Origin of the sequence: Neorhizobium sp. DAR64872/K0K18 (assembly GCF_050500175.1) — a bacterium.
Lineage (GTDB): Bacteria > Pseudomonadota > Alphaproteobacteria > Rhizobiales > Rhizobiaceae > Neorhizobium > Neorhizobium soli.
On the sequence record NZ_CP191446.1, the window covers coordinates 2,478,687 to 2,496,131 of the forward strand.

Annotated in this window: 14 protein-coding genes and 1 pseudogene; 9 read left to right on the top strand and 6 right to left on the bottom strand. The window is 55.6% G+C overall.

Features of this window, described 5'->3' with window-relative positions; genetic code table 11:
- The gene (locus tag ACQY1P_RS17660; protein WP_430254664.1) at positions 1 to 324 is read left to right on the top strand and encodes a hypothetical protein; all 324 of its coding nucleotides are present in this window, start codon (positions 1 to 3) and stop codon (positions 322 to 324) included.
- Between the two features lie 454 nt (positions 325 to 778).
- Here the strand turns inward: ACQY1P_RS17660 and ACQY1P_RS17665 are convergent, their stop codons facing one another.
- Complete coding sequence (locus ACQY1P_RS17665; RefSeq protein ID WP_430254666.1) at positions 779 to 1,306, bottom strand: helix-turn-helix domain-containing protein; 528 nt, start codon at positions 1,304 to 1,306, stop codon at positions 779 to 781.
- Positions 1,307 to 1,781: 475 nt separating this feature from the next.
- Here ACQY1P_RS17665 and ACQY1P_RS17670 point away from each other — a divergent pair, with 475 nt between their 5' ends.
- Complete coding sequence (locus ACQY1P_RS17670) at positions 1,782 to 3,740, top strand: AAA family ATPase (RefSeq protein ID WP_430254668.1); 1,959 nt, start codon at positions 1,782 to 1,784, stop codon at positions 3,738 to 3,740.
- 91 nt (positions 3,741 to 3,831) lie between these two features.
- Positions 3,832 to 4,644, top strand: coding sequence for a metallophosphoesterase (locus ACQY1P_RS17675; RefSeq protein WP_430254670.1), 813 nt, complete (start codon positions 3,832 to 3,834; stop codon positions 4,642 to 4,644).
- A 307-nt stretch (positions 4,645 to 4,951) separates the two neighbouring features.
- Here ACQY1P_RS17675 and ACQY1P_RS17680 read toward each other — a convergent pair whose 3' ends face one another.
- The 4 genes from ACQY1P_RS17680 to ACQY1P_RS17695 are packed head-to-tail and all read right to left on the bottom strand — an operon-like array spanning position 4,952 to position 10,383.
- Entirely contained in the window at positions 4,952 to 5,413 is a 462-nt protein-coding gene (locus ACQY1P_RS17680) for a DUF411 domain-containing protein (protein ID WP_430254671.1), read from the bottom strand.
- On the bottom strand, positions 5,406 to 8,579 hold the full coding sequence (locus ACQY1P_RS17685; RefSeq protein WP_430254673.1) for an efflux RND transporter permease subunit: 3,174 nt from the start codon (positions 8,577 to 8,579) through the stop codon (positions 5,406 to 5,408). Before ACQY1P_RS17685 ends, ACQY1P_RS17680 begins: the two co-directional genes overlap by 8 nt.
- Entirely contained in the window at positions 8,576 to 9,988 is a 1,413-nt protein-coding gene (locus ACQY1P_RS17690; protein ID WP_430254675.1) for an efflux RND transporter periplasmic adaptor subunit, read from the bottom strand. Before ACQY1P_RS17690 ends, ACQY1P_RS17685 begins: the two co-directional genes overlap by 4 nt.
- The gene (locus ACQY1P_RS17695; RefSeq protein WP_430254677.1) at positions 9,985 to 10,383 is read right to left on the bottom strand and encodes a FixH family protein; all 399 of its coding nucleotides are present in this window, start codon (positions 10,381 to 10,383) and stop codon (positions 9,985 to 9,987) included. The genes ACQY1P_RS17690 and ACQY1P_RS17695 overlap by 4 nt, the downstream gene beginning before the upstream one ends.
- A gap of 156 nt (positions 10,384 to 10,539) precedes the next feature.
- On the opposite strand from ACQY1P_RS17695, the gene ACQY1P_RS17700 reads away from it, so the two are divergent.
- The 5 genes and pseudogenes from ACQY1P_RS17700 (at position 10,540) to ACQY1P_RS17720 (ending at position 13,703) form a co-directional block, all read left to right on the top strand.
- Positions 10,540 to 10,827 carry a hypothetical protein gene (locus tag ACQY1P_RS17700; protein ID WP_430254679.1) on the top strand — a complete coding sequence of 96 codons (288 nt, stop codon included), beginning with the start codon at positions 10,540 to 10,542 and terminating at the stop codon, positions 10,825 to 10,827.
- 158 nt (positions 10,828 to 10,985) lie between these two features.
- Positions 10,986 to 11,186: a heavy-metal-associated domain-containing protein gene (locus ACQY1P_RS17705; protein WP_430254681.1), complete on the top strand. Its 201-nt coding sequence runs from the start codon at positions 10,986 to 10,988 to the stop codon at positions 11,184 to 11,186.
- A 121-nt stretch (positions 11,187 to 11,307) separates the two neighbouring features.
- Positions 11,308 to 11,844 carry a hypothetical protein gene (locus ACQY1P_RS17710; RefSeq protein WP_430254683.1) on the top strand — a complete coding sequence of 179 codons (537 nt, stop codon included), beginning with the start codon at positions 11,308 to 11,310 and terminating at the stop codon, positions 11,842 to 11,844.
- Positions 11,834 to 12,469: pseudogene (arsH, locus tag ACQY1P_RS17715) on the top strand (arsenical resistance protein ArsH); the annotation flags it as partial. The gene ACQY1P_RS17710 and the pseudogene arsH, both read left to right, overlap by 11 nt.
- 220 nt (positions 12,470 to 12,689) lie before the next feature.
- Positions 12,690 to 13,703 (top strand): Abi family protein, encoded by a 1,014-nt coding sequence (locus ACQY1P_RS17720; protein WP_430254685.1) that lies wholly within the window; start codon positions 12,690 to 12,692, stop codon positions 13,701 to 13,703.
- Positions 13,704 to 14,071: 368 nt separating this feature from the next.
- On the opposite strand, the gene ACQY1P_RS17725 is transcribed toward ACQY1P_RS17720, so the two are convergent.
- Positions 14,072 to 14,893 (bottom strand): hypothetical protein, encoded by an 822-nt coding sequence (locus ACQY1P_RS17725; protein ID WP_430254687.1) that lies wholly within the window; start codon positions 14,891 to 14,893, stop codon positions 14,072 to 14,074.
- A gap of 65 nt (positions 14,894 to 14,958) precedes the next feature.
- On the opposite strand from ACQY1P_RS17725, the gene ACQY1P_RS17730 reads away from it, so the two are divergent.
- Positions 14,959 to 17,439 (top strand): heavy metal translocating P-type ATPase, encoded by a 2,481-nt coding sequence (locus ACQY1P_RS17730; protein ID WP_430254688.1) that lies wholly within the window; start codon positions 14,959 to 14,961, stop codon positions 17,437 to 17,439.
- Positions 17,440 to 17,445 lie beyond the last annotated feature (6 nt).

A 17,445-nucleotide genomic window follows, 5' to 3' on the forward strand; every position in this document is an offset into this window, starting at 1 on the left:
ATGACCTGGAACGGCCTCTGCAACAGTATCGCGGTTCAAACCGGCAATCTTTACACCAGGCAAGCCCTCAATAACTACATCGAGATCAAAGCAGCATACGCCGCCTACCAGACGAAGCCGGGGCGTTCGGCAGCTTCCAAGCCTTTGTCTGGTGCGCAACAACGGATTGTGGAGCTTGAACGGAAGGTTCTAGAGCTTGAAGCGGTTCGCAATGCCCTTCTTGAGAAGTTTGCCCGCTGGGCAGTTAACGCAGCTACGCGAAATCTGGATGAGGATTTTTTAAATCAACCGCTTCGACAGATCAGTCGCGCGGACAATCACTGAGGGCCTCACGATACTTCCTAATTGGAATGGAGCTGCGCGTTCCTAATGAACGCAATTCGTTCAGCGGATATGACTTAATACCGAGGTCATGCATGGCTTTCCTCACGCCGCGACTGCGGACGGCTCCGTCAGGACCTATCGCCTGGACGCAAGCAGACGCCAGCTTTGCCTCTGCTTCTTTTCAGCAGTTCGTTATATGACGTCCGTTCGGTTTAGTCGACAGAGCCATTCTTGCTGCCAGCCCTCCGAGGAACGATAGATGTCGCCTGGAAATGTTCATCCTTGGAAACGGTCAAGGTTGCCGGGCATAGTTCCACAGCATAGGTGAACTATCTCGGGCGCAGACTTTCAAGTAATCAGGCTGAAGCTGCGCGTCCTCAATAACGCTGTAGCTGCTTCAGCCTAATAGGGCACGACGCCGACGGACCCTGGCCGCGACGCGGACAGGGCTTTCTCATTGTGATCGGGCGATTGGTACGGGTTTGTTAAGGCGAATGCCAAAACCGCTGTCCTTGGTATCATTCAGAAACTGAATTCCTTCCCTTTCCAACACTGTGAAGGCCAACGCTAGAAACTCTCTCGGCGGGACTTTCAAGATGCCGGACTCGAACTTTGTTATGTAGTTGCGAGTGACATTTAGCTTCGAAGCGAAGTCGCTCTGGCGCAGGTCAGCCGCGACGCGCCCTGCTTGAAGATGCCTTCGATTAAATATGTCCCGAATACCGCGATCTCGCCAACGGACGCCTGGCCCCAGCCCGTTTGCGGCATCCAGGAATTCAAGGCCTCGGTCTTCATAGAACAGCCACACTTTGTGGGCCGCTTCTGTGGGCTCGCGATAGCCTGCCCCCTCAAGCTTCATGACCACGCGCGGACCCACTCCGGCAACGGAAGCTATGGTTGCCTGGTCCTCACCGATCAATGCTCTCGCGGCTCTAAACGAGCTTGCCCAAAACTCCATGATCGCGATGAGCGAAAAAACCACGAAAATGTCAACATTACGTATTTCAGGCTCTATTAAAGGGAGGAAAGTTCTGCTTATTGACAAAATGTTCCTATCCGTGATTTGTCTGGTATCTCCTTAGGGAGTCAAAAATCGAATCGGAGAACGAATTGCCGAACCCTTGGCTTGGACAAAATCCGAGTGACCTAGTGCGGTCGCTGCGTGCTCTTGCTGATGATCTGGAGAACCTCGCGGAGGGTCGTTCACCTGTGGCTTCCAACAGCATGGTAAAAATACGGGAGTACACGATTTCCCAAAGGACAGTTCCATGCCTGATTGGTCGCATGTCAGGACATCCGTCCATTCGCGATGGTGCCGCAGGTATGTCGACAGAACTCTACTATGTAAACGAGAAGCAGAAGCTCGTGAGATCGGCCAACCGGTTCTATCGGCTGGTCGGCAATCCACTCTGACGGTCAGAAAGCGGTGAAGACATCTTATGGCGTGGGACAGTTGGATGGGGGCCATTTTGACGGACAAAGAAGAATTACTTAAGCGTGGGTATCTTTTGACAACCACCGTGAAGATCGACACAGGCCGGGCTCGACTTGCTCTGAACCATTCGGCCCCAAGATTTTTGGCCTACTGCGCGTTCGCCCGCTTCGCGCGAAAGAACTTTTCCCTGCTCTTACAGCGATCATTTCTAATTGTAGTCCGTTTTCCCGAGAACTGGGAACCGACGGAACTTGTCACAATGGCGAAGCTCGTCCTTAAGGCGAGCCCTGAAATTGTGATCTACAACCACCCCAAAAAGGAAAAGCGTGGGCACGAATTCGACGCGGACGATGTATTGCGATTCTCGCGAATTATCCTTTTTGCGCGTGAAGGGATGGAAGTTCACCCGGACGCTCTTGTTGCAGCGACCGCCGACCTGCCCATCGAGATTTGTCTTCCGAGCCATCTCTTGGCACTTAGCAGACTTCTCGGGTGTGGCGAGCTGAGTGACCCGGAACTGGCTGCACTAAAGGACGTTCCCAGTGAGCGATTTAATGCAATCTTCCGCATAAGCCGAAGTGCCTCACAGGCATTGAAGCGACTCACTTCGCCACTCAAGGAGCAAATCTCAGTATCGCCTGACTTTGTGATCGATCCTTTTAAAGGCTTCGGCGAGGCGAGCATGTGGGCCAGGAACCTTCGGGACGACTTGGCTGCCTGGAGAGCTGGTGAGATGGGCTGGTCTGAAATAGACAAAGGCATCCTTATCTACGGTCCGTCGGGTACCGGAAAAACGATATTCGCAACAGCGTTGGCCAAAGCGCTCGACTTAAACTCGGTAGCGACCTCTGTGACCCGTTGGCAATCGGCACGGGACGGCCACTTAGGCGATCTGCTCAAGGCGATGTACTCCACGTTCTCAAATGCCACTGAGCAGGCACCTTCCCTCTTGTTTCTCGATGAGTTCGACAGCATCGGTCACAGAGGCCGCTTCCCGGCAAAATGGGAAAATTACTCGCTGCAAGTTGTAAATGGATTACTGGAGTGTCTGGATGGGGCCACCGGCCGAGAAGGCGTAATAGTCATCGGTGCGTGCAATTTCCCGGAAAAGATTGATCCAGCCCTTCTAAGGAGCGGGCGTCTCGAAAAGCACGTTCACTTTCCCTTGCCTGACGCCGACAACAGACTTTCGATCTTCGAAAGCTATTTGCCTCACCTTGCAGGCGATGATCGTCTTCGAAGAGCGGCTGAACGGTTGCCGGGAAAAACGGGTGCCGACATAAACCAGATGGTTCGAGGAGCCCGACGTCTAGCCCGAAAGGGAATGAGAGACGTTACAGTTGCCGACATTGAGTTCCTGATGCCTGAAACTCTGGTCCTGAGCGACGAGGAGCTATTCCGGGTTTCCGCGCACGAGTGTGGTCATGCGATCATAGCAGGCTTACTCGATGTCGGAGTGGTTCATGCCGTCGAGGTGTACGACTACGAAAATACCTACCCCACGGAGGTTCAAGCACACGGCCTCACCGTAGTCTCACCACCGCGCCGCCAAATCTCGACGCGGTCAAAGCTGATAGCCGATATTGCGGTGCTTCTTGCGGGCATAGCGGCCGAAGAGATTTTGTTGGGAGACCGGTCCAACTCAGCAGGCGGTAGCCAGACTAGCGACCTCGACCGCGCGACCAGATTGGCGATGGAGTTTATTACTAAATATGGCCTCGGCAACAGTCTTACCGCCTCGCATGACGCCATTGATCGACATGGAATGCACGAACTGTGGCGAGATCAGGCGCTGAGGGAAGAAGTGAACCGTCTGCTCCAGACAGAATTTCGGCGCGTCAAAGATTTGTTGAACGGTCGTAAGCGGCCTCTCCTAGCCATGACCCTTGCGCTCAAGGAGAAAAAGACCCTATCAGGCAACGAACTTGGGGTCTTCATCAAGCCAATGGACGATACCGCTCACAAAGCGCGTTCTGGCTAAGCAGCACCTGAACTTTCAGTCGACTTCTTTCAGGACTCGGGGATCACCCCCGCGTCCACAACCTCGGTTGCCCGCGAACAAGGAAAATCGAATGAAAGCGTGGATAGTCAGTGACATACACAATTCGCCCATGGACCTCTTATGGGGAACGAAACTACAGGTGCCGGAAGCTGACCTTTGCATCTGCGTTGGCGACATCAGCAATCTCATCTCGACCAGCATCGGATATCTACAACGACACATTGCTCCATACATGCCGGTCCTATTGGTCCTGGGAAATCACGACTTCTACGGGTCCAGCATCGATCACGCATTTGAAAAGGCTCGTCTCCTGACGCTGGGCACCGAAATCCAACTACTAGAAAACCAACGCGCCGATGTAGGTGGCTGCCGTTTCCTTGGCGCAACACTCTGGACTGATTTTTCGGTCTCAATAGGCGGGGACGAGCATCTCCAGCCAGAGGAGCGTAGAGCCAAGGCTTTCGAACTGTTGCCCCATCACATGGCCGACTACAGCAGCATATTCAGGTCTGACGAGCGCCACCGAGGCGAAAACGGTATGGTCACGGTGCGGGAAATCTTTGCGCGACATAAGGAAAGTCGACGCTTCATTGATCTAGAGCTGTCGAAACCCTTCGACGGCCGCACAATCGTTTTAAGCCACCATGCACCTCTTGCTGAGAGCTTTGACGAACGATTTCACGGCAACCTAACGAATGCGGGTTTCGGGAGCGATCTCTCTGATATGATCATCAGGCACAAGCCATCAATTTGGGTGCACGGGCACATCCACCGAGACCGCGACTATTTTTTCCACAAAACCCGAATTTTATGTAACCCCAGAGGTTATGGTCCTGAGAGGGAAATGAACGGGTTCAGGCCTGGCCTTGTAGTCGAGCTTTGAAGTCCGGTGCGGCATCATAATTGAGCTACAGTTCGCTACTAAGACTGGTGGCCGAGCGCCCCTACCTCACAAAATGGCGACAATGGCGTCGATTAAGGACAGGCCTCAATATCCTTCCAATGTCTACACCACGCATCTCATTGGACAGAATGAAATGCTAACGCTTTGGAGCCGTGCACACTCGATCAGATCGGATGGCGCAGCTGATTGACGAACTAGAAATCCCACTGGACATCAGCAAACGGCAGGGAGCAGAAGGAATGTGGCCTAGTCCTCATCAGTCTCCGCCATTGTCGCGGTTTGCCTATCAGCTCTTGCTAGGCCGAACGCTCATGTAGATCGCTGTGTCACCACTCTTGCCCACGCTCCAGACGTCGTAGGATGCCACCTTCGGGTTACTGCCCATGCCGAGCGACCCGACCGGCATACCGGCCACGGCAAGTCCTGCAATCGCGGGCGCTTCATTCAGAAGTTTCTCAACCGCTTCAAGAGGAACGTGGCCCTCGATGAAATACCTGCCAATCACTGCGGTGTGGCAGCCTTCCACGGATTTCGGTACTCCGTACTTCCGTTTGATCGTGTTGATGTCTTCCACCTCCTCGACGTCGACCGCAATGTCGGCTTCTCCAATGGCGCTTGCCCAAGCGCCGCAACAGCCGCAGGTCGGGTCTTTGTAAACGGTCATTGTCGGCTGCGACGCATGCGCCGAGGGTACGCGGCCAGCCGCAAAGCATGCCGCTGCCGCGCAGATAAGCTGTCTTCTATTCATGCGAGAACTCCTTTTTGTTCTGTCCCAAATGGTGTTGCGGGAACTTAGGCCCTGGTGCTGGGAGACCCCAGCCTTTTACCAGTGCATAGACGGCGGGAATGACGACAAGCGTCAGAACCGTCGACGAGACCATCCCGCCAATCATCGGGACGGCAATGCGCTGCATAATCTCGGAGCCTGCTCCTGTGCTCCAGAGGATTGGGATCAATCCCGCCATGATGGCTACAACGGTCATCATCTTCGGCCTCACCCGCTCAACAGCGCCGACCATAATCGCGTCCCGTAAGTCATCCCTGTTCAGCTCCCGCCCCTCTGCGTTGCAAAGGTTCCGTCGCTCCTCAAGAGCGTGATCTAGGTAGATCAACATGATGACACCGGTTTCGGCGGCCACGCCAGAGAGCGCTATGAAGCCGACCGCCACGGCGACCGATACGTTGAAGCCAAGCCACCACATGAGCCAGATTCCGCCAACCAATGCGAATGGCAGCGACAACATCACGATCAACGTTTCCGTCAGCGCCCTAAAATTGAGGAAGAGAAGCAGGAAGATTAGGGCGAGCGTCAGGGGAACTACGACCGAAAGCCGCGCCTTGGCCCGTTCAAGGTATTCAAACTGGCCGCTCCATTCCACCGAGTAGCTGGATGGCATCTTCACGCTCTTCTCGACTGCCTCGCGTGCTTCAGCGACATACCCACCCAAGTCTCGCCCTGCGATGTCGACGAAGACATAGACGGCCAGCTGACCGTTTTCAGTACGGATGCTGGTTGCTCCTCGGCTGAGCCCGACATGGGCGACCTGTCCGAGGGGAACGGACCCTCCACCGGGAACTGCCACCTGGACATCGCGAGCAATAGCCTGGGGATCGCTTCTGGAGGCTCGCGGGTAACGCAACGCCACGCCGTATCGCTCACGGCCTTCTACCATGTTTGTCAAGACTTCCGATCCAAGGGCCATGCCAACGACGTCCTGCACATCATCGACAGACAGGCCGTAGCGACCAAGCGCGATGCGGTCAGGGACGATGTCGAGGTAATAGCCACCAATGACCCGCTCGGCATAGGCGCTGGATGTGCCTGGGACTGCCTTCAAAACGGTCTCGACATCGCGGGCGATACGCTCGATCTCCTTCAGGTTCGATCCGAAGACCTTCACTCCGACCGGCGTTCGGATGCCCGTCGAAAGCATGTCGATGCGAGCGCGGATAGGCATCGTCCATGCATTTGAAACACCAGGAAACTGTAGTGCAGCGTCCATCTCCTGCTTCAGGCTGTCAATCGTCAGCCCTGCTCGCCATTTGGCTTTAGGCTTGAGGGTAATAATGGTTTCGAACATTTCCATGGGCGCTGGATCGGTTGCCGTCAGTGCCCTTCCAGCCTTGCCGAAAACGGTCAGGACCTCCGGGAAAGATTTGATGATCCTGTCCTGCGTTTGCATCAGTTCCGCCGCCTTGGTGACGGACAGGCCGGGCAAAGTGGTTGGCATGTACATGAGAGTGCCCTCGTTCATGCTCGGCATGAACTCCGTTCCCAGCTGCCGTGCGGGCCAGACCGTTGCTGCCAACGCCGCTAGAGCAAGGAGTATCGTTAAAATCTTCGCCCGCAGGACCAACTTGATAATGGGACGGTAAAGCCAAATCAGCAACCGGTTCAGCGGGTTGCGGCGCTCCGGTATGATCTTGCCCCTTACGAACAAGATCATAAGAGCTGGCACGAGGGTGACCGACAGCAGCGCGGCAGCCGCCATCGCGAATGTCTTTGTGAAGGCAAGCGGCCCGAACAGCCGCCCCTCCTGGGACTCCAGCGTAAAGATCGGCAGAAACGAAACCGTGATTATCAGGAGGCTGAAGAACAGGGCTGGACCAACCTCAGTGGCCGCCTCGATCAAGACTTCTGATCTGCTCTTATCCGGGGGCGCACGTTCAAGATGCTTGTGCGCGTTTTCTATCATGACGATAGCAGCATCGATCATCGCGCCGATGGCGATGGCAATTCCGCCGAGGCTCATGATGTTTGCGCCGATGTTCAGGGACCGCATGGCTACGAAGGCCAGCAGGATTCCGACGGGCAACATAATGATAGCGACCAGTGCGCTACGGACATGCAGCAGGAACGCGAGCGTCACCAAGGCCACGACGATGGACTCTTCAATGAGCGTCCCTCTTAGAGTTTCGATGGCGGCCTCGATAAGCTGTGACCGGTCATAGACCGGAACGATCTCGGTGCCCTCAGGCAGAGTCTTGCTGATGTTGGCCAGGTTCTCCTTGATCCCATCGATCACCGTCAATGCGTTGGACCCGAAGCGCTGCAACACGATGCCGCTGGCTACCTCACCGTCGCCGTTGAGTTCCGTGATACCTCGTCGCTCGTCTGGAACTGCTTCCACCCGAGCCACATCCCGAAGCCGAAGCGGGACGCCCCGCTCAGACATGAGGACAATGTTTTCGATGTCCGGGATGCCGCTTAAATATCCCTTCCCTCTCACCATGAATTCGAACTCTGACAGCTCGATAGTTCGGCCTCCGACGTCGCGGTTACTCGCTTTAACTGCGTCCGCAATCTGCTTGATCGTGATGTTCTGAGCGCGAAGCCGGATTGGATCGACGACAATTGAATACTGCTTTACGAAGCCGCCGACGCTGGCAACTTCAGAGACGCCATCTGCCTTTGCCAAGCCAAAGCGAACGACCCAATCCTGAAGAGACCGAAGTTCGGCCAACGAAAGCTCTTTGGCGAGCAAGGCATACTGATACACCCAGCCCACGCCCGTCGCGTCGGGCCCTAGACTTGGCGCGACGCCTTCAGGTAGACGGCGGGCAGCCGCATTCAGGTACTCCAGCACACGGCTTCGAGCCCAGTAGGGGTCAGTCCCATCATCGAAGATGACGTAGACGAACGACACTCCGAAGAACGAGAAGCCCCGAACGACCTTTGATCGTGGAACGGTCAACATCGATGTTGTCAGAGGATAGGTGACCTGATCCTCAACAACCTGTGGTGCTTGCCCAGGATAGTCGGTGTAAACGATAACTTGGACGTCAGAAAGATCAGGAATTGCGTCTAGAGGGAGCGTCCTGAGTGAGTAGACGCCCGCCGCTATCGCCAAGGCTGCGCCCACGAAGACCAGGATCAGGTTCCTGGCGGACCACGCGATGACAGAGGAGATCATGGCGTGGGTGCCTGTGGTGCAATGGCATTGAGAGCCGAGATAAGGTTGCTCTCTGCATCCAGCAAGAAATTAGCCGAGGTGACGACTACGTCTCCAGGGGCGAGACCATCGCGAACTTCAACCAGGTCCCCTCCCCGCATGCCAAGCTGCACGTCCCGCGCTTCGAACCGACCCTCGCCTTTGTCGACGAACACAATCTGGCGGCTACCAGTATCGATAATCGCAGAGCTTTGAACCGCAACGACCGGAGCCGCATCGCCACTCTCGATCTCGACCTCGGCAAACATGTTGGCGAGCAGAGTGCGGTTTGGGTTGGGCACCTCTATTCGAACTCTGCCCGTCCTCGTTTGTGTCTGCAGGTCAGGGTAGATCAACCCAATAGTCCCGAGATACTCCTGCCCCGGACCATTAGTAAAGCTCATCCTGACTGGCTGGCCTACCCGCACCGCCGAAAAATCGAATTCCGGAACGTCCGCAACAACCCAGACGACGGAATTGTCAACCATTCTGAAAAGGATGTCTCCGGCTTCAGCCATCATGCCGGGTACTGCCGGTCGCTCAAGAACGACCCCGTCCATCGGCGATACGTACTGCAGCGATCTGGGCACTGACTTCTCTTTGGCAATGTCACGAATGGTTTCGTCGGGCACGCCGAGGTTACGCAGCTGCAATCCCACACCGCTACTGAGGCCACCACCGCCCGTTCGCAAAGAGGCAGCAAACTCGGCGGCCGCTCGCGCTATATCGCCCGAATAGAACGAAAATAGCTTTTCCCCTTTCCGGACCGTGTCGCCGGTCGTTACCATCGCGACTTCATTGATGAAGGCGTCGGTCCGCATAGAGACCACTCGGATGCGTCGCTCATCGAACTGGACGACGCCGGGCACCCTGATCTTCTGCTGGATAGGCTGACTCACGACGGCCGCCGTCCTGACGCCGGTTCGCTGAAGCTTACCGAGTTGAACCCGCAACTCACCCGCCTGGGGCTGGTCCCCTTCATAAACGGGCAGGTAATCCATGCCCATGGAATCCTTCTTCGGGATTGAGGACGTATCCGGAAGGCCCATCGGGTTTCGGTAGTAAAGAACCTTCCTGCTCGGTTCTGCATCAGACCGTACCTGCGAAGGTGCGACCGGCTCGAAGCTAACATCCTCGCTCTGCCGCACATCCCGGAAGGATCGTCCATCAAACGTCTGCTTCGGCGCTGCAGAATACTCCGGCAGTCCGTCGGGGTGCTGGTGGTAGATGATACTGCCGGTCGCCGGAGATCGTTCGCCGCTGGAAAGACCTATGACAGATGAAGCCCTTGCGAAATGCTCTTTCCCGTATCCCAAGCTTCCAGCTGCGTAGCCCGCTACCGCAACTACGGAGAGTGCCGTCGTGGCGACAAGCAATGTGCCGGACTTCATGGCTTCGCCTGCAGCACGAGTTCGCCCTGGACGGTCTCAAGCTCGCCTTGGACCTTCATCGCCAGCTTGAGCCGCCATCCGCCTTCCATCGAGAGGTTTGTCTTGAAACGGTAGATGCCTGTTTCCTGGGATGGCATCGGCTCGATGCGGGTCGTCATCGCCTCCATCCCCTCTGGAGCCATGTCGAGACGCGTCGCGAAGATGACTGCATCCTCAACAGGCTTTTCCGTGCGTTTGTCTATGAGACGGACAGCAATGACAGCGTCCGGCCCTTGGGCGACTGCTGTGTCGACAAGCTGTAGCTGGTAATCCTTTGAACCAGCATAGGCGGCGGCAGGAAGACAGAGTGCGGCGACGGCAACCAGTTGCCGAAGGTCAGAAGAAAACAGTCTCATAATAATATACTCACCTGAGCCTACGCGCAGCGTGGCTCAACAAACCTGACAAGCTCCCGACACAAGGAAGCCAATTTGGGAAATGGGTGAGATCAGACCTTAGGAGGTCGTGCAGGTGGTTCGGTCATAGCGGAACGTAGTTGGCCTTCCTCAGGAATGAAGAAGATTGAGCTACTCCTATCGGCAGGAACAGCCCAGCTTGCAGTGGTACCGAAGTTGCAAAGCAAGCTGGTTGAGCAGATCAATGCCAAAGGACATGCCTTGTTGCAATCAGGCGTCTTAGCTGGCTGCACGTCTGGACAGCAGGGCATTTCGTCGCCCATCGCCATCTCGACTTCAGAGGAGGCCGACGCCGTCATCGATGCCATGGCCGTGCCAATGCTGGCCGGGGCAAAAACAAGCCCCAGAACGCTAAGCATCAGACAGAAGCGCCGTAACGCGTGAATAACGACCATAAGGGAAGCCTGACACACATCCAGAACGCTGTGAAGTCACGTCTGCATGTATGGTTGCGCAAGTTGCGCGAAAAACTCGCCATGTAGCCTTGACCTTCCCACCGTTGGAACCACCAGATATGGGAGGTCAACTACCTGGAGACCCCGATGATGAAGTTCGAAATCCCCGACATGACCTGTGGCCACTGCGTGAGCACAGTCGAGAAGGCCATAAAGGCCGCCGATCCCAATGCATCCGCGAGCATTGATCTGGCGAGTAAAACCGTCTCAGTCGAGACTACGCTTGCTCCGGAAGTGATTGGGGCATCGATTTCCCAAGCTGGGTATTCCCCCTCACTCGCCAAGTGATGCGTCTCAACGAGCTGCGACTGGTCGCAGCTCGTTGTACTTCTAGGTCGACGAGTTCTGCCGCCTGTGCTTCATCGACCGAAGCCACAAACAAGGCCCAATTTGCGCGGACAAGAGTGGAATGAAAGCAACAGCGTACCTTGCCGCCATTCTTCTCGCTGCTTTCCCGGCCATGGCTGATGACAGGGCTCCCGCGCTGGAAGCCTTTCTGACCCTCTGCTTGGCAACAGGACCGCATTATGACCAGGTACTGGCTGCTTCTAAGTCAAAGCAGTGGACGCCGTTGGCCGCTGACATGGCCATGGCATTTACCCCGGTGCGCGATCCATCATCCATAGAGGGTTGGCTTCTGGAAGGTCGTGAAGACCATCCGTTTGAAGCGCTGGTGACTTTTAAGGCCAAGGTATCTGAGAAAGCTGTTGAGGGATGCACCGCAGCGGTTTCAAGCATGGATGGTCCATTAGTCGAAAGGCAGATCGTCGATCCAGCGGCCGCTAAACCGGCTGGCGAGGAGCAAAGCGATGATTCCACCTACAAGCGCTTCTCTGCAAAAATTGATGGCCGCGATAATGCCATCACCGTGACTGTGCCCCGCTATCCCAAGGGCTCGGACCAGGTGGTGGTGAGCGTCGTTGCTGTTGTAGCGGTCGACAACTGAGCCGCGCATCCTGATCCTGTACGGGTCTCTGCGCGAAGTTTCTTACAGCCGCCTCCTGGCGTTTGAATCCAAGCTTCTGCTGGAGCATTTCGGATGTGAGGTACGCGTCTTCGATCCTAAAGGCCTGCCGCTTCCGGATGAAGAACCAGCCTCACATCCGAAAGTTCAGGAGCTTCGTGATCTGTCCGAATGGTCTGAGGGCCAAGTTTGGATCAGTCCCGAACGTCACGGTGCAATGACCGGCGTCATGAAATCTCAGATCGACTGGATTCCTCTGGCGGTCGGTTCCGTCCGACCGACACAGGGCATGACGCTCGCGGTCATGCAGGTTTCAGGCGGTTCGCTGTCATTCAACGCGGTCAGCCAGCTTCGTATTCTCGGCCGCTGGATGCGGATGATCACGATCCCAAACCAGTCATCCGTTGCAAAGGCCTTTCAGGAATTCGATGACAATGGCCGGATGAAGCCCTCTTCTTACTACGACCGCGTCGTCGACGTCTGCGAAGAGCTGGTCAAGTTCACGCTGCTGACGCGAGATGCGTCGTCTTATCTCACTGATCGATACAGCGAGCGGAAGGAAGACGCCGAGAAGCTGGAAAAACGGGTCCAGCTGGGGTCCGTCTAGCGCTCTTCTGACGAAAGATATAGGAACAGGCTAGCTCCTCCTGATGACGGCGAGCCTTCGGGACTCTACCATCATTAAATGAACGCGGATTTAGGTTGACAACTCCACCGACTTTGCATATGTTCACGTTAACAACGCCTGCACACTTGCGGTGAGCATCTTCGGAAGCGAGCTGTAAGGGGTAGCAGGCTTTTTCTTTGTCTTTTTGCAGGTTTTAGCATTGCTGCATAAGCGACTTCGGTCGTGGGCAAGACGGCAGTACAAGCGCCGGTTCCCACTGCATTACGCGAAAGATAAAGGGCTTCAGCCTTACGCGAAGCCATTCGCCGACTCCCTGGTGCTGGTGCAAAAGCTTCAAGCCGACGGCCTGATTGTAGCAAATGCTCCCGATGCAGCGCAGTTCATCGAACGCAATAACTATTATCGCTTTAAGGTCTATTTACGACCGTTTCTCACCTCCCCCGGTGCAAAAGATTTCATTCCTGGCAGCAGATTCGAAGACGCTCTTGAGCTTCACGAGTTCGATGAAGAGCTGCGAAGATTTGTCTTGGGCCTTACATCGACTATCGAGCTGCAGCTTAGGCATAAGCTTGATCAACGGATAACGGTCTACAGCAGTGATCCATTCTGGTATCTGCGCAACAAACACTACCGCACTTTTCCTGCGCAAACCCTCAGGATGGCCCGGCATACTTTGGAGCGGTCTCACGAAGAGTTCGCCCAACATTACCTGAACAAGTACCACAGTGGCGTTGGTGGAGAGTTCAATTTTCTGCCGCCTTTCTGGATTGTGTCTGAATTACTTACCATCGGACAACTTGACTATTTGATCCGTAACTTCGACAAATCGTCCTTTGACAACCCAACCCCCACACCAAACCAGCTGGATTTATTGGCCCGCGACTTCGGGGCCTACAACATTGGTTACCTGCAAAAGTGGGTAGAGTACGTTCGCAACATCAGAAACTGGTGCGCCCATCATTCTCGTCTTTGGAACCGACATATGGCTACACCGCCAAATGTTGAGCGAAGCCTGTCCAAGTCGATAAAGGCGGCCAGTAAACATCGGCTTTACCACAGCCTCGCAATGCTGCGGATTATGATGAAGTCGCGAGGTGTCGATGACGACATCAAGTCAACAATGATTATGCTCTTTACCAAGTATCCAGCAGCGGATGCCAACAAAGACAAAATGGGATTTCCTTCAAATTGGCAAGCCGATCCCTTCTGGTAACCTCCTGACTTCACGACGACCATCAAGGGCTACGTGTTTGAAGCCGCCTCCCAAAGCGGAACACCGCTACTTGGCGAAACTGCCGTGCGTCCGGACAAAATACAAAAATGGTGGGGTCACGCTCCGAGCGCCCGCGAGCTTATGGGTAACGGAAGCGAGCCTGACTAAAACGGCGAAAGGGAGCAACTTTCGTGGCCCCCTTCGACGTTTAGTTCCCTTGCGGGACGTGGACACCGAATTGCGTCGGGCCATAGACAACCCAAATGTGCCCTCTCTAATCGCCGCCTCATCCACCCTTTGTTGCTCGCAGTTTGTTCGGACGACGGGCAACTATTGGAACGCCTCCAAATACCGGGGTTCTACTCAATTCAAGGAGATGTCTGATCCTGGGTTTCGCCCTGGCTACGATCCGAAGATAGGATCACCAACGGCATCATCCTTTCTTTGTCGCCAAGGTTTCTACCAGGAATGTCGCAACAGCCCCTGCGGTGTTCACAGCGAGGCTGGCGTGGCGAGGTGACGGTCGAACTGGTAAGGCCCCGCCTCGTCCATGCGCATCGCTCAGGCGGTTTCGTAACGTGCCAATGCTTGATCGGCTCCTCCGTGTGTTGGTCCGGTGCCAAATTTAGTTCCTTGGCCGCCATCCGATAGAGCTGCGGAAGGTCCTCCTTATCGGTGTATGTCACCTGCAGTTCATCCAGAACCCGCTTACACACCGTCTCCAGGAGCGTTCGAGCGATAGTGATCGCACCCTCAGGGTCGCTCTGCCGCCTGGCAAGCGCCTTGTTCCAAACCGCGTGGACGCCATCCGCGTCAAAACTGACGAGAGCGTCGGACGTGACGTTGTCCCCGGGATGCCGGTTGCGGCCTTCCAGATGCTCGATAAGCGGCAAGAACTGCTGGCTGATGAATTCTCGGCGTTCAGCATAGGACGCCGCTGTTCTTTTTATAAACGGCCAGAAGGTGTCGAGTGTACGACTGGTGCGAACGAACGAAGGTAAAAGGTTCTTCAGTTCATCCGACTGCATAAATTCCTGACGGAGATACTCGTAGATACTGGTGTCGGCAGCGCTTCCCGTTGCACTGGCTGTCAGCAACTGCTCCATCATCAAAGCCCGTTCGAGCGGAGACCTGGGCAATTCCTCTTCATCGACCACTTTTTCAGCCCTCGTTGGAAAACTACTCGCCACGCCCTTGACCTTACCATATTGGGAAGGTCTACCTATCTATGCAGTTGAGGAAAAGGATTCCCGCGATGACTGCGATATCGAAAATCACGCCTGCCTCCCCTCTGCCGGTTGCGACCGATTTCGGCATTGAAGGGATGACTTGCGCATCCTGCGTTCTGCGCGTTGAAAAAGCCATCGCTGCCGTGCCAGGAGTAGCATCTGCCCACGTAAATCTCGCAACAGAGCGAGCGACGGTACAGTTTGCTAGCACCCCGGACGCACCTGCCGTTTTGAGAGCCATCGAGCGGGCGGGTTATGAACCTAAAGTGGCGATCCAAGAGTTCGGCGTCGAAGGAATGACGTGTGCGTCCTGTGTCGGGCGAGTCGAGAAGGCGATAAAGGCAGTGCCAGGCGTCATTGATGCCTCGGTTAATCTTGCCACGGAACGAGCAACCGTTCGGTCCCCGGCTGGTGCCGTTGATATGTCGGCGCTTGCAGCCGCCGTCGAGAAGGCAGGTTACGCAGTTCGCCCTTTACAGCAGGTGCATTCCGCCGGAGAGACAGGAGACCAACGCGCGGCGGAGGCGTCAAAGATCAAGACGCTTCTGATCTTCTCCGCGATCCTAACCCTGCCGCTATTCCTGCTCGAAATGGGGTCTCACTTCATTCCAGGTGTCCATGTTCTGATCATGAACACTATCGGGATGCAGAACAATCTCTACCTCCAGTTCGTGCTAGCGAGCATTGTCCTTTTTGGCCCAGGCCTCAGGTTCTTCCGGAAAGGTGTTCCAAACCTCTTGAGGTGGACACCAGACATGAATTCCCTGGTCGTCTTGGGTACAACGGCAGCTTGGCTATATTCAGTCATCGCGACATTTGCACCAAGCCTCCTGCCAGCGGGCACCGCCAATGTCTACTACGAAGCTGCGGCCGTGATCGTCACACTTATCTTGCTTGGTCGTTTCCTTGAAGCGCGGGCGAAGGGGCAAACCAGCCAGGCGATCAAGCGTCTTATTGGTTTACAAGCGAAGACGGCGTTCGTGTCGCGCAATGGAGAGTTTGTCGAGACTGAAATTGCGGAAGTTGTAGTCGGAGACGTGGTCCGCATCCGCCCTGGTGAGAAGGTGCCTGTCGACGGCATTGTTGTAGAAGGCAGCTCCTTCGTTGATGAGTCTATGATCACGGGCGAACCGGTTCCAGTTGAAAAGGGTGCCGACAGCGAAGTCGTTGGCGGTACAATCAACAAGACCGGCTCGTTCTCCTTCAAGGCAACAAAAGTCGGTGGAGACACCCTGCTTTCGCAGATCATCAAGATGGTTGAAGCCGCACAAGGGTCAAAGCTCCCGATCCAGGCGCTGGTCGACAAGGTCACGGCGTGGTTCGTACCAGCTGTCATACTTGCTGCTGTGGTGACGTTCGCAGCGTGGTACGTATTGGGCCCCTCACCCGCCCTCAGCTACGCGCTTGTGAACGCTGTAGCGGTCCTAATCATCGCTTGCCCGTGTGCGATGGGCTTGGCCACACCAACTTCAATCATGGTTGGCACCGGCCGCGCAGCAGAACTAGGCATCCTCTTCCGAAAAGGTGAAGCTCTGCAAAGCCTTCGCGAAGCCGACGTAGTTGCTCTCGACAAGACGGGGACACTGACCAAAGGCAGGCCAGAGCTGACAGACTTCATCGTGCAAAATGGCTTTTCTGCAGCCGAGGTCCTTCGTCTGGTTGCGAGCGTAGAAGCTCTGTCAGAACATCCAATTGCCGAAGCGATAGTTGCAGCGGCAAAAGCCGACGGGCTTGATCTCCAGCAAGTGACGGGTTTCTCAGCTTCTCCGGGCTTTGGTATCGAAGGGACTGTCGAGGGACGCCGAGTTCTCGTTGGCGCGGACCGGTCCCTGCAGAAGGCTGGGATGGATTTGTCCAAAGTGAGAGCAGAGGCATCTGCTCTGGGTGATCAGGGCAAGTCGCCGCTTTACGCCGCAATTGATGGAAAGCTTGCTGCCGTTATCGCAGTCTCCGATCCGGTCAAGGAAACGACGCCCGCAGCGATCCAGGCCCTGCATTCACTCGGGCTAAAGGTCGCAATGATCACTGGTGACAACAGACGTACAGCGGAGGCAATCGCTCGCAAGCTTGGAATCGATGAAGTCGTGGCGGAGGTTCTGCCCGAAGGAAAAGTTGATGCCGTGAAACATCTTCGTAACGGAGGGCGGACGGTGGCCTTCATTGGAGACGGCATCAACGATGCTCCTGCCCTGACGGAGGCCGACGTTGGATTGGCCGTCGGAACCGGCACTGACATTGCAATCGAGAGCGCTGATGTTGTTTTGATGTCTGGCGACTTGAACGGGGTGCCGAAGGCAATCGCCCTAAGCAAGGCTACAATCAAGAACATTAAACAGAACCTGTTCTGGGCCTTCGCCTACAATGTCAGCCTGATTCCGGTGGCCGCCGGGGCTCTCTATCCGGTGAACGGCACGTTGATGTCGCCGATCTTCGCGGCAGCAGCCATGGCTATGTCCAGCATCTTTGTACTTGGCAACGCACTGCGCCTTCGCTCAGTGAACCCGTAGCGGTCA

Coding starts and splice junctions, on each gene's coding strand:
- ACQY1P_RS17705 (WP_430254681.1), top strand. CDS start 10,986: ATGATGAAGTTCGAAATCCCCGACATGACCTGTGGCCACTGCGTGAGC.
- ACQY1P_RS17710 (WP_430254683.1), top strand. CDS start 11,308: ATGAAAGCAACAGCGTACCTTGCCGCCATTCTTCTCGCTGCTTTCCCG.
- ACQY1P_RS17700 (WP_430254679.1), top strand. CDS start 10,540: ATGAAGAAGATTGAGCTACTCCTATCGGCAGGAACAGCCCAGCTTGCA.
- ACQY1P_RS17670 (WP_430254668.1), top strand. CDS start 1,782: ATGGGGGCCATTTTGACGGACAAAGAAGAATTACTTAAGCGTGGGTAT.
- ACQY1P_RS17690 (WP_430254675.1), bottom strand. CDS start 9,988: ATGAAGTCCGGCACATTGCTTGTCGCCACGACGGCACTCTCCGTAGTT.
- ACQY1P_RS17685 (WP_430254673.1), bottom strand. CDS start 8,579: ATGATCTCCTCTGTCATCGCGTGGTCCGCCAGGAACCTGATCCTGGTC.
- ACQY1P_RS17680 (WP_430254671.1), bottom strand. CDS start 5,413: ATGAATAGAAGACAGCTTATCTGCGCGGCAGCGGCATGCTTTGCGGCT.
- ACQY1P_RS17730 (WP_430254688.1), top strand. CDS start 14,959: ATGACTGCGATATCGAAAATCACGCCTGCCTCCCCTCTGCCGGTTGCG.
- ACQY1P_RS17660 (WP_430254664.1), top strand. CDS start 1: ATGACCTGGAACGGCCTCTGCAACAGTATCGCGGTTCAAACCGGCAAT.
- ACQY1P_RS17695 (WP_430254677.1), bottom strand. CDS start 10,383: ATGAGACTGTTTTCTTCTGACCTTCGGCAACTGGTTGCCGTCGCCGCA.
- ACQY1P_RS17675 (WP_430254670.1), top strand. CDS start 3,832: ATGAAAGCGTGGATAGTCAGTGACATACACAATTCGCCCATGGACCTC.